Source organism: Fibrella aquatica (assembly GCF_041321135.1).
Lineage (GTDB): Bacteria > Bacteroidota > Bacteroidia > Cytophagales > Spirosomataceae > Fibrella > Fibrella aquatica.
The window spans coordinates 903026-917937 of sequence record NZ_JBGGWF010000002.1; the positions used below are offsets into that span (position 1 = coordinate 903026).

A 14912-nucleotide genomic window follows, 5' to 3' on the forward strand; every position below is an offset into this window, starting at 1 on the left:
CGAAATTAGTTTGTATTTTCGTAAAGCATGTCCAACCCGCCGACGTCGGCGGGTTGGTTTTTTTAGCTGTATGATGAAAACACGTTTACTGGGTACGCTGGTTGGTTTGTGGTGCCTGTGTTCAGGTAATGCCCTGGCGCAAACGCCCACGTTTTACCAGGACATTCAGCCCCTGATGCACGCCAAATGTGCGGTTTGCCATCGCCCCGGCGAGGCGGCTCCGTTCTCGCTAATCACCTATGAGGACATAGCTAAGCGGGCAACATTCATCAAAAAAGTAGTCAGTACAGGGTATATGCCCCCCTGGCGAGCCGACGACCATTACGTCTCCTTCGCTAACAAACGCAGCCTGACACCCGATCAGATAAAGGCAATTACTGGCTGGATCGACGCAGGATTACCAAAGGGGAAAGTGCGCAAAGAAGCCGAAGAACAACTGCAAGCCCGTGCGGCGGCGGGTACTGCCTACGAGCGTAAACCTGACCTAACGCTCAAACCATCCAACCCCTTTCGGCAGGGAGGCGACGGCGTAGAGCGGTTTATGGTTTTCAAGATTCCGTTTGAACTGGCTGAAGAAGCTAACGTGGCCGCCCTTGAATTTACATCGACCAACAAAAAGGCAATTCACCACGCCAATTTCGCCATTCACCCTGTTCCGGATACGACTATTTCGCTCACCAACACCATCGAGCAGGTCGATCTGGGGGCTATCGACGCCTGGCATTACCAGGAGTGGCTGCCCTACAAAAAAACGATGACTTACTACGGCGGCTGGATTCCCGGAGCATCGCCCGAAACCTATCCGGCCGATATGGGCTGGGTGATGCCCAAACGGGGTGTAGTACTGCTAACCGTCCACTTTGGGCCATCAGCCACTGAGCAGGAGGTCATCAGCGGCGTTAATTTTTTCTTCAAGAAGACACCTATCAAACGGAAGGTCAGCGTGATTAGTCTAGGATCGGGAGGAATCGCCGAGAAGAACATAAACCCGCCCTTGTTTCTATTTGGCGGCGAAACCAAGACCTGTAGTTTAGAAGTAGCCTACCAGAATAAACCAATCACACTGCTCTACGCCTGGCCTCATATGCACCAGATTGGCAAGGAGTTTACGGCCTATGCCACCCTGCCCAACGCCGATACACTGCGGCTGGTCCACATCCCCGACTGGGATTTCCGCTGGCAGGAATTGTATCGCTATCAGAAGCCGGTAGTGTTGCCGACGGGTTCGGTGGTGAACGTGATAGGTACGTACGACAACACTGACGCCAACCCCATGAACCCCAATAAACCGGCCCGGCTCATCACGTCCGACGGGCAGATGCGGAGCGACCAGGAAATGATGACGCTCATTCTGATTTACACCAACTACGAACCCGGCGACGAAAACCGAACTTTCGACTGATGCGACGTTTTGCGCTCATTACGGTCTTGTTGTTGACAGCCACCGGCTGGTGGGCTATGCGCCCGCCCGTACGTCCGCTGTTTACCCGGTTGTCGGCACAGGAAACGGGAGTACACTTCACCAACCAGATCGACGAGACCGATTCGCTGCACATCTTCAAGTACGAATATCTATACAACGGCAATGGGGTTGGAGTTGGAGATTTTGATAACGACGGCCGCGCCGACCTGTTTTTTTCAGGGAATACCGTCGCCCATAAGCTTTACCTAAACCGAACAGGTACGGAGAGTAACTGGCAGTTTCAGGATGTGACAGCGACGGCGGGTGTTGCAGGCAATGGCAGCTGGGGTACGGGTGTCAGTGTAGTCGACATCAACGCCGACGGTTTACTCGACGTGTATGTGTGCCACTCCGGTAAGTTTCCGGCCCACAAACTGGTCAATGAGCTGTTTATCAACGAGGGAGTAACCGGTGGGGTACCCCGTTTCAGTGAACAGGCAAAGCGCTACGGTCTTGATCTGCCGGGCACGCAAACCACGCAGGCTGCTTTCTTCGATTTCGACCGCGACGGCGACCTTGACGTGTTTGTGCTCAATCATTCCAATCACACCTTCAATCCACTACTCAATACCCGCAAGCTCCGAGCCACGCCCGATATGCGTCATGGCAACCGGCTGCTCCGCAACGATGGGGGACGCTTTACCGATGTCACCCTAACCGAAGGCATTCTGAACAATCCAATCAATTTCGGACTGGGCGTGGGCGTTGCGGATTTAAACGGAGATGGCTGGCCCGACCTCTACACTACCAGCGATTACACCGAGCAGGATTGCCTCTACCTGAATCAGCACGACGCGGCAGGGAACCACACCGGTTTTAAGGAGACTATCCGGGCAAGCATGGGCCACACCTCGAAATTTTCGATGGGATGCGACCTGGCTGATTATAACAACGATACCCTGCCCGACATCGTGACCCTCGACATGCTGCCCGCGGATAACCACCGGCAGAAAATGCTTAAAGGACCCGACGAATACGACGCCTACAAATTGCTGATTGACAGTGGGTACGTTCGTCAGCAGATGCGCAATATGCTGCAATTGAATCAGGGAACTGACCCCCGCGGACAGCTTCGGTTCAGTGAAGTGGGACAACTGGCGGGCGTAGCAGCTACCGACTGGAGCTGGTCGGCTCTGCTTGCCGACTTTGATAACGATGGCTGGAAAGACCTTTTTGTGTCGAACGGGTATTTGCGCGATTTCACAGACCTGGATTTCATGAAGTACACCGTTGCCGACGCCAAACTGACCGAAGCCGCGAAGGGAAATCTGAACTTTCAGACGCTCGATCTGGTCAAAAAAATGCCCTCAAACCGGCTGTCGAGCTACGTTTTTCGCAACAACCACGACTTGACCTTCAGCGACCAGTCAACCGCTTGGGGAATAGATCAGCCCGCCGTTTCGGGGGCATCGGCCTACGCCGATTTTGACGGCGACGGAGACCTTGATTTAGTGGTTTGTCACCAGAATGAGCCCGCTTCACTCTATCGCAACAACGCAGCGCAACGCCCAAATCCCGGCGCATTTATCCGGGTGCGGTTGGCGGGTGCCGGGGGCAATACTCAGGCAATTGGCGCGCGGGTGGTGCTGGAAACAACAACAGGCCATCAGTTACAAACCGTGTCTCCTGTGCGGGGCTATCAGGCTTCGGTGGAGACCACGCTGCACTTTGGACTGGGTGAAGCAATGACCGTTAAGCGCCTCACCGTATACTGGCCCGATGGAAGGCAGACCCGGCAACTCAATCCTACCATCGGACAAACGTTGACCATTCGTCAACCAGATACGCCGGGCACACCAACCTCTGTTGCAGCCGCCATTACCCCCTGGTTCAGACCATTGCCTATGCCCGCCATTCTGCCCTATCGTCACCGCGAAAATGAGTTTGTCGACTTTAAAGTGGAAGTACTGATTCCGTATCAGCTCTCAAGATTGGGGCCGGCACTGGCGGCGGGTGATGTTAATGGCGATGGCCGTGATGACCTGTACCTAGGCGGAGCGGTAGAACAGCCCGGTGAACTATGGCTACAACAGGCTAATGGTACGTTTAGCCGCAGTCTGCAGCCTGTGGGACTGTCCGATAGAAACTGCGAAGATGTAAATGCCCTTTTCTTCGATGCTGACCGCGATGGCGACCTTGACCTCTATGTCGTCAGTGGCGGCAACGAATACGAAGCAGGTTCTCCCGAGTTTCAGGACCGGCTCTACCTCAACGACGGGCAGGGCACCTTCGGCTCTGCGGTTACCAGTGCTCTGCCCACGATGCGTGACAGCAAAATGGCCCTCGCCACCACTGATTTCGACGGCGATGGCGATCTGGATCTGTTCGTTGGCGGGCGGGGCAAAGCGGGGGCCTTCCCCATGCCCTCCAACAGTTACCTGCTTCGCAACGATACACCTACGGGCGGGCCTGTTCGCTTCACCGACGTAACCGACGAGTTAGCCCCATCCTGTCGGCAGGCGGGTATGGTGCAGGCGGCTGCCTGGGGCGATATGGACGGCGATAAACAACCGGATCTGGTGCTGGCAGGCGACTGGATGCCGGTTCGCATTTTCAGGAATCAGCAGGGGAAACTGACTGAACGTACCCAATATGCAGGGACAGTTCCGCTTACCGGCTTGTGGGCTTCGCTCTTGCTGACAGATCTTGACAAAGACGGCGACCTGGACATTGTGGCCGGTAATGCTGGGTTGAACAACTCATTCCGGGCCAGTTCGACTCAACCCATGAGCGTGGTGGCGGGTGACATTGACGCCGACGGTGTACTCGATCCCGTATGGGTGTATTATGTGCAGGGAAAAGCCTATCCGGCCCCTTCCCGCGACGAAATGCTCGATCAGGTGGTGCCGCTCCGGAAACGGTTTACCCGTTACCATCAGTACGCCGATGCCACGGTCGAAACCCTGTTTGGGGAGCAGGCCCTGGCCAAAGCAACGACTGTTGAGGTACGTGAGCTGGCCTCCGGTGTGTTTCTGAACGCGGGTAAAGGCACGTTCACGTTCCAGTCGTTTCCTATAGAAGCTCAGTTATCCCGCCTCAGTAGCCTACTCGCCGACGACTGGGATGGTGATGGAAAAACAGACCTGATCATAGCGGGTAATTTTCACGCATACCGGGTGCAGCATGGCCCCTGCGACGCCAGTTTCGGCGCGGTGCTGCGGGGGGATGGACGTGGTACGTTTCAGGTGTTACCTCCCCGTCAGACTGGCCTGTGGGCGGGCGGCGACATTCGCACGGGTGTACAGGTACGTTCCGGGACAAACCGCAAACGGTTCTTTTTTGCCACCAACAACGGCCCGCTGGTCGGCTTTGAACGATGAGCAGACGAACCGTGATTCTTTGGTTTTGCTTCGGCCTTCTAACCCTGGCCAGTTCAGCTCAGGTAAGTTCGGTGCACCGGCCGGGTATGAGCAACGACGCTTTTGAGCGGCAGCTTTTCCACCGGGCCCACGACCTGCTGACGGATGTGATCGTAGCGGATATCTTTTCGCCGCCGGTGGCCTCGCGCATCTACGTGTATGCCCATGCCGCCGCCTACGAAACGCTGGTTGCCACCCAACCGGGCCAATACCCATCGGCGGCGGGACAACTGCCGGGGCTGACCGCGCCCCCTTCGCTCACGGCGAGTGGCTTTCAGCCCGCTTTGTCGGCTACGGCGGCCCTGCTGGCTGTGGGTCGGGGGCTGGTATTCTCGGAAAAGCGACTCGACTCCTTGGCAGCGCAACTGTGGCAACAGGCGGCCCAGCAGGGTTATTCGGTCCAGACTATCGCTGCCTCACAGCAAGTTGGGCAGCAAATGGCCGCTCATATCATGGCATGGGCTATGGGCGACCAATACCGGCAAACGCGGGCGCTTCGACGCTACACACCGCAAAATAAAGCGGGTGCCTGGCTCCCCACACCTCCGGGGTATATGGCTGCCGTTGAGCCCTACTGGCGCCGAATCAGACCTCTTGCGCTCGATTCGGCGGCACAGTTCAAAGTGACACCTCCGCCCACTTTTGCCACCACGGCCAATAGCGCTTTCCACGAGATGGCCATTGACGTACGGGATATAAGTCAGAAGCTCACGTCAGAACAACAACTGATTGCCAACTACTGGGACTGCAATCCCTTTTTCCTCAATACCCAGGGGCACATGAATTTTGCCAGTAAGAAGCTCTCACCGGGTGGGCACTGGCTGGCCATTACCGGACAGGTGGCTCGACAGGCAGGGGCTAATCTGCACAAAACCAGCGCGGCTTATCTGTTGACGGCGGTTGCCCTGTTCGACGGCTTTATCAGCTGCTGGGACGATAAATACCGGTACAACATCATTAGGCCCGAAACCTACATCAACGCTCATATTGATGAAGGCTGGAAACCAATGCTGCAAACACCTCCTTTCCCCGAATACCCTAGTGGCCATAGTGTTATCTCTACGGCTTCGGCGGTAGTGCTTACCGAGTTATTTGGCTCATCAGTGGCATTTACCGACAGTACGGAAGTGGCATTCGGATTGCCTTCCAGGCGGTTCACCTCGTTTCATCAGGCGGCTGATGAAGCGGGTATCAGTCGCCTCTACGGGGGTATCCATTATCGCCAGGCCATTATCAGCGGGCAACAGCAAGGGCTACAGGTAGGTCGTCAGGTATTGAAAAAGCTACAACTCATCGCGCTGCCAGCAAAACGGTAACGAATAGCCGGTGCCAGGGCAAGCCAAATAGGTCATGCCACACCGTTGGAAGGAGAAAAATTAAGTTATTAAAAAAATTTAAAAACCATATGTATCTTATGGCCTCAAACGATTTGCGGCCAATCAAACCTACCAGTTATGAAAAACACCCTTATTATTGCATTACTCACCTTGTTAGGCAGCCCAATACTAAAGGCCCAGCCAACGCCACCCGCTAACGTAGCTACGACCCACCGGTTTACCAACGGATTGGTAGCCCTGACAGGTAGCCGCTACGGCCGAGAAGCCATTTATACCGATCCGCTCGCCTATCAGCTGTACACGAAAACGGTAACCCAACCTACCGCCGACGCCCTTTTTGGTAAAGATGAGCAGGGTCGGGAGATCAGGTGGATGAGCGTATCGGCTGACAGTTTGAACCGGCTCAGGCCCCGTTTCAATGCTCCCCGAAGCGGTGGCGCTCCGGCCGGGCCGGGCGTAACGGCGGGTAGCCTGCGCGGGGGATTGGGCGGTGCAGGCGGATACACGTACCTGACCTACTCATCGCCGCGTCAGCAGGTGGCCATCCTCAACATTCGGGGAAACAGCCATGTCTACGTCAATGCCGAACCGCACATGGGCGACGCCTACAGCATGGGCTATATGCATATCCCGGTACGCCTTAAAAAAGGAATCAACGAGTTTTATGTCCGCGGTACTTCGGTTGTAGCCACACTGGATTTCCCGACCAGTACGGCCCTGCTAAAAACAGATGATCCTACCATGCCAAGTATTCGATTGGGCGAATCAAACACAGAATTGAAAGGGGCACTTGTCGTTATCAACACTACTAACGAGCCGCTGACAAACCTACAACTGAAGAGCCGGGTGGCGGGCCAGGAACAAACTACGACGTTACCCGCCATTCCTGCCCTATCGAGCCGGAAGGTAGCCTTTGCCTTTAACGGGAGCGGGGTGAAGACCAAAGAACCCCAGACATGTCAGTTAAGCCTCATCCAAAAAGGCAAGGTGATCGATGAAGGAACAATGCCGGTAGAAGTAACTGCCCCGGGCGCATCGTATAGCCAAACATTCACCAGCCAGATCGACGGTAGTCTACAGTATTACGCCGTAACGCCACAGTCGCAGACAGCGGTGACCGATAGCGGGGAACCGGCGGCCCTGTTCCTGTCGGTGCATGGGGCGGGCGTAGAAGCAAGTGGACAAGCACGGGCCTATAAACCCAAAGACTGGGGTACGTTGGTGGCAGCCACCAACCGTCGGCCACGTGGGTTCAATTGGGAAGACTGGGGCCGAATTGACGCCCTTGAGGTGTTGAGCATTGCCAAAAACCAGTTCAAACCCGACCCGCGCCACATCTACCTGACCGGCCACTCGATGGGCGGACACGGCACCTGGTTTCTGGGCGCCACCTATCCGGATAAGTGGGCCGCTATTGCTCCCTGTGCCGGTTATCCCACCTTGAAAGAATATGGCTCGGCCGACGGCGTCATTCCCGCCGGCAGCAGTAACCCCCTGGAACAAACCCTGCTCCGTGCCGCCAATCAGAGCGATGTGCTGCAACTGGTAAGTAATTATAAGCCGCTGGGCGTATACGTCTTTCACGGCGACGCTGACCGAACCGTTCCTGTCACCTATGCCCGGCAGATGCGCAAACTCCTGGGCAACTCGCAACCCGATATGAGCTACTACGAATACCCCGGCGGTAGCCATTGGTTCGGCGATCACAGCGTTGACTGGAAGCCCCTGTTCGACTTCTTCAAATGGCACCAGATACCGATGGATTCGACCGTCAACACCATCGACTTCACAACGGCCAATCCTGGCGTATCTGCGGGTTACCGCTGGGCGTCGATAGAGCAGCAACAAAAGCCCCTGGAGTATAGCCGTATACAACTGGCCCGTACCACTAAAGCAATCAGCGGTACCACCGCCAACGTGGCCCTGCTGAAGGTGGCGCTCAACGAGTTCGGCGGCGGAAAGTCCATAACCATTACTCTCGACGGACAATCGGCTATTTCTCATACCACTCGCAGTGCTAGTGATACGATGCTGCTACGCCGTCAGGGTGATCGTTGGGTCATGGCGGAAGCGCCGACATCAGCCCAGAAAAATCCACGCCGAAACGGTACCTTCAAAGAGGCTTTTAACAACCGAATGGTTTTTGTTTACGGCACAACCGGCACGGCCCAGGAAAACGAATGGGCTTACAACAAAGCCCGCTATGATGCCGAAACGTGGTATTACCGCGGCAACGGGGCTGTTGATATGGTGGCTGATAAAGCGTTTGATCCGGCGCAGTATGCCAACCGGAGTGTAGTCCTGTACGGCAATCAAACCACCAACCGGGCCTGGGCGTTGTTGTTGAACAACTGCCCGATTCAGGTAAAACGGGGAGAGCTGGTACTCGGTACTGAGCGCTATTCCGGACAGGACCTGGGTACGTACTTTGTATGGCCCCGTCAGGATAGCCCCACGGCCTCGGTGGCGGTAATAGCTGGTACGGGTATTGCTGGCATGCAGGCGGCTAATGCAAACCAGTACTTTGCTGGTGGAAGCGGTTTCCCTGATTACATGATATTTGACATTAACATGTTGAGGGAGGGAGCAAAAGGCCTGCGCGCCGCCGGTTTCTACGACAACAACTGGTCCCTCTCGACAACTGCCTCTACGGAAGCTAATGGCGGACGGTAGTTTTCGCTAGATCACCAATATTAAGTATAGCCTGTCTTTACCAGGCTATACTTAACATCCAGGGTGCTCCCCGACCCGCCGCACTTAGCGAGTTTCTGCCAATAATTCAGCTACCTTCTTATCCAGGTCATCGCCTGTCAAATTGATGCCTCTGATGATTCCCTGCTGGTCGATCAGAAAGGTCTGAGGTATGGAATAAACAGCATAATTATCACTGACGGGGTTTTTGTCCGTCAATGTGAGTTGAAGACCGGCCGGCCGTAGTCTTGACAAAGCACCCAGCCATTGCTTGGCTTCTTTATCGGTTGAAATACCAACAATTTCCAGCCCCTGGTTGGCATATTTTTCATGAAGGGCCTTTAGGCCGGGAAATTCTTTAATACAAGGAGCACACCAACTCGCCCAAAAGTCAACCAGTATTAGTTTTTTAGTTGCTCGTCTGGCGGCTAAACTATGGCTGACACCTGTACTGTCGGGCAGGATGAAATTATAGGCTTCCTGACCGACAACCACCTTTTGTCGGTTAGCCGCTCGTATCTTGAGTACCTGATCGAACTGTTGAAAGGTTGGATAGTGGCCCAGATTAGCCCTGTATTCATTCAGCATATTGACCGAGTAGGCATCCTCCTGGCCAGCATCCTTTAATAAAAACAGGTTAAAAAAGGTGTAGGGTTTCTGGGCGATCATTGCTGACCTGCGCATAAAATAGGAGCGACTCACGGAGATGTTCTGTGCCCATAATTGGCTAGAAAGCACGGTGTCGCCTTTTTGAATAGCCAGGCTACGCGCCTGAGAGAGGTCGATTACCTGATTTCTAGTCGAGTCGAGTAGGTCCGTGTAGGCTTTCCATTTATCGTGCATAGAAGATCCCATGACCTTGTACATGCCGTTGCTCTGAATGGTTAGTTGGATGGATGAACCTTCCAGGAAAACAGGATACAGCCGGGCGTTGGTATCAAGCTGAACCAGGTATAAGCCGGGCTCAGTCAGCCTGCCCTTTACTACAAATCGACGGTCTACGATTGGGGCGGAATAGGCTAGTGTACTGTCCAGAGAAAGAACACGGATTTTTCCCTTAACGGGCTGGGCTACCTGGCCGGTTAACGTAAAGGATTGCGTAGGTTTTATCTGAGCAAAGGTGGTGGAAGCCCATAAACACAGCAAAGCCAATGTGCTATAAAGCAGCTTGCGGAGCCGCTTCGAATTGTTGAAAGGGTTAAAGCGCATCATGTCAACGGGTAGAGGCTCTGGGAATACAGTCAAGCAGCTAAATGTAGCCTAAAGCAGCGATGCTTCACAGTTGTCTGATTGTTCTTTATCATAAGGGCACACTGGCCTGTTGATCAAGACCGTCGGCGGAACGCGCCTGGCGTACAACCTGTGTATTTGCGGAATTGCTTGCACAAGTGACTCTCATCCGTGTAGCCAAATTCATCGGCAATCTGAGCCAGCGTCATCGAACTATAAAGCAAACGAGCCTCAATGAGTTTGATTTTGTGCTTGATGATGTACTGCTTCAGGGATTCGCCGGTCTGCTTTTTGAAAAACAGACTGATATAGGCTGGTGCATAATGGAATACGTTGGCCAGGTGGTCGATGCCCAGTTTATCAGGCTCGTAGATATGCCGCCGGACGTACAGAAGAATGCCCTCTACTGAGTCAGTTGTCAGCATATGAGCCGGTGTCTGGCCAAACAGATTACGGGCCAGAATCATGAGCATACTGCGTAAGAGACTATCCCGAATAATGACGAAATAGGGAGATTGTTCCCGTTCATATTCTTCTTCAAGCACCTTCAGTAGGTAATGTAGTTTCTGCTTTTCCTGCTGATCAGCAACAATAGTCCCCCGACTTTGGGAAGAGGTCGTCAACAGCGTTTTAATGATCGGCTCCCAGGGAGACGGACTATCTCTTTCGGGCTGCTTATGAACCGATTCATTGAAGCGGATGAAGCAAAACTCGGTTACTTCCTGAATAGTAAAATTATGGTAATCTTCCGGCCCCAACAGAAACACATCCCCCTGGCTATAGTCGAATGTGTTACCATTGATATGATGAAGTCCATTTCCCCTCAGTATAAAAATAATCTCAAAATAAGTATGCTTATGGACGGCATGCATCCAGGTGGTAGCCTCGAAGTGATAAATGTTAAAAGGGGTATGTAAAGTGTAGCGTTTCATAAGCCAGTTCAGGAAGTATAAACCTACCAATAAAGGATGAATTTGTACAATTTATTCAGTATTGGTCTGCCGTACTATTGTGTCTGCTTACTTAGTTTCCCTGCTAGAAAAAGATAAAAATGAAACGCGCCGCCATTCTGATCGTTAGTTTATTCGTCTCTCCTCTGTTCATGTCCCTGCAAAAACCCGATGAGTGGGTTGTATTGCTCGACAAAAACCTGACCCAATGGGAAAACTACCTGAGCTATGAGCACAAGCCTGATTATAATGGAAAAATACCAACCGATGCATCAGGTAAGCCTATTGAACCAATCGGTTATAACAAAGACGATACCCATGTTTTTTCCGTGTTGAACGAACCGGGAGGGCCTGTGTTGCGGATCAGCGGAGAAAAATACGGTTGTCTGTTTACCCGTCAGTCGTACAGCAATTATCACCTGACGCTACAAGTCAAGTGGGGCACTCGAAAATATGAACCACGAATAACAAAACTGCGCGACTCGGGCATTCTCTATCATTCTATTGGGAAAGCGGGTGCCGAATACTGGCGTTCATGGATGCTCTCGCAAGAGTTTCAGATCATGGAAGGGCATATGGGCGACTTCTGGTGTCAGGCAAACTCGGCGATCGACATCCGTTCTTTCCAGTCAGAGGGGGTAATGAACCGGGTGGCCGACGAAAAACAACCGTATGGTACCTTCAAAAGCGGTAGTGATGGATTTTGCATGCGGTCGGCCAACTATGAAAGCCCGGCAGGGGAATGGACGAGGCTGGACCTGATTTGCTTCGAGGGGAAAAGCCTGCATATCGTCAATGGCCATGTGGTGATGGTGCTTAAAGATTCTCGCTACACACAACCCAACGGGCCGGACGTACCTATGACTAGGGGTCAGATTCAGCTACAGAGTGAAGCCGCCGAAGTATTTTACCGGGACATCCGCATTAAGCCTCTGGCGGCCCTGCCCAAAGAGTACGTTGCTTTATTCTGAAATGTGATGTGCTCAATTACACGTTGATTTGGAACGAATGAATCTCGTTGGGCTGGGTTAAGAGTAGATGAAAGGTGGGCATTCTCCGTGGCGTATTGACTACCTATACTCAGGGCTTGCCTTTTTTCTTCCTCCGTGTGATGGGCAACAAGCTCGTTCAGGTTTTCCAGAATGGTAATTGGAAACCCAGTTTCAGGAACGACTAGTGCCATCTTTGGTGATCTGAGCCAGTCTGAAAACGCTTTTACGTTACCATCGAACCCATGGGTGATCTAGCGAATCTATGAACAGGATTTGCGTGTTTTTTAGGCTTGTTGTGACCCTGTTCTGCAAAAAAAACTTGGCGGCGTGCCTGGGCGAGACCAAGCAGGAACCGACGTTTCTATTGCTCCCAATCACTTAAGATCTCCATCGATTGGCTGACGATAGCTTCTAAAGCCTCCTGGGTAAGAAAGGCCTGGTGACCGGTTACCAGAACATTGGGCAACTCCAATAATTCGTCAAGCAATGGGTCAGGGTCAGCTTCGGCCGACCGATCTTCAAAAAATAAATTATGTTCATGTTCATAAACGTCAATGCCCAAATATCCCAGCTGACCACTGCGTAGCGCTTCCAGAACATCCTTTGTGTTAAGGGTAGCTCCGCGCCCCGTGTTGATCAGCATGCTGCCCCGTTTCATTTGGTTTAACGTTTTTTGACCAAATAACCCCTCGGTCTCATCGGTCAATGGCAGGTGTAAGGAAATGATATCGCAACGGGTAAGCAGGGTTTCCAGGGAAACAAACTCAACGGGCAACGCTGACTCAGCCTCGGCCGCCTCGGGCTTAGCGTCGTAGGCCAGTAGTTGGCAGCCAAAGCCCGCCAAAATGGCCGCCAGAGCCTGACCAATATTACCGTAACCGGCAATACCCACCGTTTTTCCCCGCAGTTCAAAGCCCACTAGTTGCCGGGTGAGTTTAAAGTTGAACTGGCGTGCATTATCAGTAGCCTCTTTCAGGTGACGACCTAGCGCCAGCATTAAGGTGACGGCGTACTCAGCAATGGCACCGGGCGAATACGCTGGAATACTTTTAACATCAATACCGAGTTGATCAGCTTTTGATTGATCGATGTGATCGGTGCCGGCCGAACGGGTTAACAGGTAGCGAACACCGAGTTGATGTAGCCGCGTAAGTACGTCAGCGGAGGCATCATCCGTGCCAAAAATCAATACAGCCTCATACCCCCTGGCTTTATCAACGGTATCAATGCTAAGCTGGTCTTCGACCAAGGTCAGTTGGTGGTCAGTGTTGCGAAGCAGAGGTTCTTCGAAGGAGCGTACGCTAAAGGCAATGGCTTTCATGAAACTAGTTTATGATTCGCTATAGGTACTGCCCCGGAAGAACAAATGTTTACCAGATACCAGGGTAAATGATGTTAATCTGGTTGATCTGTGGTTATTATAGCTTGATTAATTCTTATTTAGGCGTATCTGACCATCGATAAGCTTCTTATCCAGCATCAACGAATAACTCAGTTTGACCCGGTACACTTTGTAGCGTTGCACCTGAATTGTTAGAAAAAAATGCGCAGACGAGCGAAAGAGACTATAAGTATGAATTCCTTTTAAGATGGTAGGTAAATCGGTCGGCAAGTGAGGCATGTTCTTTCAGTTCTAGTTGATGCTGAATCGTGTAGTACTCTCCAGACAGGCTTATACCTTCAGGGGTGCGCTCCAGACTAATCTTAAGAAAACCATGCTGAGTGTCGCAGTAATTCATCAGTGTGACGTTTTCAACCAGCGCATGCTCGGTTGTATAAGCCTTTTGGTGTGTTTGTACAATCGCATGCAGTTCATCAAATCCACCCGCCCCGGCAACAACGAATGGCAAAATTGCTCCGTCAGAATAATTTTTATGAAAGCGCTGGTAATTGTGCACGTGTCCGCTGAAGACAATATCCGGCCGCACGCCGCTCTCACGGAAGGCGTCTTCCAGTAAGCTGATCATCGGTAGACTGGAACCATGGTTTACATCAGCAGAATAAGGCGCATGATGTAGACAAACAATAATCGCCTTTTCTTGCTGGCTGGCGGCTACTTTCAGTTCGTTAACAAACCAATCACGCTGATCTTTACCAATAACCCCATATTTGGGTACGTTGCTATACAAGCCAATGATGGTTGCCAGGGGCGTTTCCAGCGTCCAATATATATTGGGCTGTGTCATACTTTTCCTGTCTGTATCGTCGCAAAAGCCGATCTTCCTGGAAACAGTATCACAAAAAACGGCACTGAAAGCGTCGAGGCTGCGATATGGCACCTCGCTGCCTGGATTTACATCACTATCATGGTTCCCGGCAATGGCAAATACCGGAGCAGGATAAGCACTGTAGGGGGAAAAGAATTGCTGATAGTAATGGGTTGCCTCGCCGAAGTGATATACCACGTCACCCAGGTGGTAAAGAAATTGCGGACGGTCTCTTTCCTCTAAGCCATCCGTGAATTGTCTACCCATCTCGGTGGCGACCTGCTTCTGAAAATCAGGGTTAGCTTTCCCGCCGGTATCACCAACCATGTGGAAGACCAATTTGTCCTCGTTGAGCGGCAGAATAGCATCTGCGGACAACCGATAAGGATAGCTACCTGTAGGCTTGGGGAGTGACTGAAATTTATGGCTGTCGTCCGGCTGATCTAGTTTGATTACCGGTGTCGTATGCTTTTGAATCGTCAATGGGCTCATCCGCAAATGTACTACCTGCACTATTAAGCCGATGTTACTTTTGAAGTGATAGCCTATTGAGCCACCCCCATTTTCTGGACCGCTCAGAGGTTGAGAACAGGTCAAAGACTTTTAAATAGACCAGAACAATCTCTTTCGTAGGCACCTGGCCTTTCACTCCCTTTCATTAGCTGAGCGACCTCACCCGTCGAG

General features: G+C 52.4%; 9 protein-coding genes. 5 read left to right on the plus strand and 4 right to left on the minus strand.

Going from position 1 to position 14912, the window contains the following annotated elements; all coding sequences use genetic code 11:
- The first annotated feature begins 70 nt into the window (after window positions 1-70).
- The 4 genes from ACAW87_RS07715 (at window position 71) to ACAW87_RS07730 (ending at window position 8831) form a co-directional block, all read left to right on the plus strand.
- Window positions 71-1402: a c-type cytochrome gene (locus ACAW87_RS07715; RefSeq protein WP_370722777.1), complete on the plus strand. Its 1332-nt coding sequence runs from the start codon at window positions 71-73 to the stop codon at window positions 1400-1402.
- Window positions 1402-4782 carry a VCBS repeat-containing protein gene (locus ACAW87_RS07720; RefSeq protein ID WP_370722778.1) on the plus strand — a complete coding sequence of 1127 codons (3381 nt, stop codon included), beginning with the start codon at window positions 1402-1404 and terminating at the stop codon, window positions 4780-4782. Before ACAW87_RS07715 ends, ACAW87_RS07720 begins: the two co-directional genes overlap by 1 nt.
- Window positions 4779-6137, plus strand: coding sequence for a vanadium-dependent haloperoxidase (locus tag ACAW87_RS07725; RefSeq protein WP_370722779.1), 1359 nt, complete (start codon window positions 4779-4781; stop codon window positions 6135-6137). The genes ACAW87_RS07720 and ACAW87_RS07725 overlap by 4 nt, the downstream gene beginning before the upstream one ends.
- A 138-nt stretch (window positions 6138-6275) precedes the next feature.
- A complete protein-coding gene (locus ACAW87_RS07730; protein WP_370722780.1) occupies window positions 6276-8831 on the plus strand; it encodes a carboxylesterase family protein in 2556 nt (851 codons plus the stop codon).
- Window positions 8832-8915: 84 nt separating this feature from the next.
- On the opposite strand, the gene ACAW87_RS07735 is transcribed toward ACAW87_RS07730, so the two are convergent.
- Window positions 8916-10061: a redoxin domain-containing protein gene (locus ACAW87_RS07735; RefSeq protein ID WP_370722781.1), complete on the minus strand. Its 1146-nt coding sequence runs from the start codon at window positions 10059-10061 to the stop codon at window positions 8916-8918.
- Between the two features lie 113 nt (window positions 10062-10174).
- Window positions 10175-11011: an AraC family transcriptional regulator gene (locus tag ACAW87_RS07740; protein WP_370722782.1), complete on the minus strand. Its 837-nt coding sequence runs from the start codon at window positions 11009-11011 to the stop codon at window positions 10175-10177.
- Between the two features lie 119 nt (window positions 11012-11130).
- On the opposite strand from ACAW87_RS07740, the gene ACAW87_RS07745 reads away from it, so the two are divergent.
- Window positions 11131-12000, plus strand: a complete 870-nt coding sequence (locus ACAW87_RS07745) for a 3-keto-disaccharide hydrolase (RefSeq protein WP_370722783.1) — start codon at window positions 11131-11133, stop codon at window positions 11998-12000.
- Between the two features lie 382 nt (window positions 12001-12382).
- On the opposite strand, the gene ACAW87_RS07750 is transcribed toward ACAW87_RS07745, so the two are convergent.
- Together ACAW87_RS07750 and ACAW87_RS07755 are read right to left on the minus strand one after the other, a co-directional pair.
- Window positions 12383-13342 carry an NAD(P)-dependent oxidoreductase gene (locus ACAW87_RS07750; RefSeq protein WP_370722784.1) on the minus strand — a complete coding sequence of 320 codons (960 nt, stop codon included), beginning with the start codon at window positions 13340-13342 and terminating at the stop codon, window positions 12383-12385.
- Window positions 13343-13586: 244 nt separating this feature from the next.
- Window positions 13587-14720 carry a metallophosphoesterase family protein gene (locus ACAW87_RS07755; RefSeq protein ID WP_370722785.1) on the minus strand — a complete coding sequence of 378 codons (1134 nt, stop codon included), beginning with the start codon at window positions 14718-14720 and terminating at the stop codon, window positions 13587-13589.
- Window positions 14721-14912 lie beyond the last annotated feature (192 nt).

Coding starts and splice junctions, on each gene's coding strand:
- ACAW87_RS07745 (WP_370722783.1), top strand. CDS start 11,131: ATGAAACGCGCCGCCATTCTGATCGTTAGTTTATTCGTCTCTCCTCTG.
- ACAW87_RS07720 (WP_370722778.1), top strand. CDS start 1,402: ATGCGACGTTTTGCGCTCATTACGGTCTTGTTGTTGACAGCCACCGGC.
- ACAW87_RS07715 (WP_370722777.1), top strand. CDS start 71: ATGATGAAAACACGTTTACTGGGTACGCTGGTTGGTTTGTGGTGCCTG.
- ACAW87_RS07735 (WP_370722781.1), bottom strand. CDS start 10,061: ATGATGCGCTTTAACCCTTTCAACAATTCGAAGCGGCTCCGCAAGCTG.
- ACAW87_RS07755 (WP_370722785.1), bottom strand. CDS start 14,720: ATGAGCCCATTGACGATTCAAAAGCATACGACACCGGTAATCAAACTA.
- ACAW87_RS07730 (WP_370722780.1), top strand. CDS start 6,276: ATGAAAAACACCCTTATTATTGCATTACTCACCTTGTTAGGCAGCCCA.
- ACAW87_RS07740 (WP_370722782.1), bottom strand. CDS start 11,011: ATGAAACGCTACACTTTACATACCCCTTTTAACATTTATCACTTCGAG.
- ACAW87_RS07750 (WP_370722784.1), bottom strand. CDS start 13,342: ATGAAAGCCATTGCCTTTAGCGTACGCTCCTTCGAAGAACCTCTGCTT.
- ACAW87_RS07725 (WP_370722779.1), top strand. CDS start 4,779: ATGAGCAGACGAACCGTGATTCTTTGGTTTTGCTTCGGCCTTCTAACC.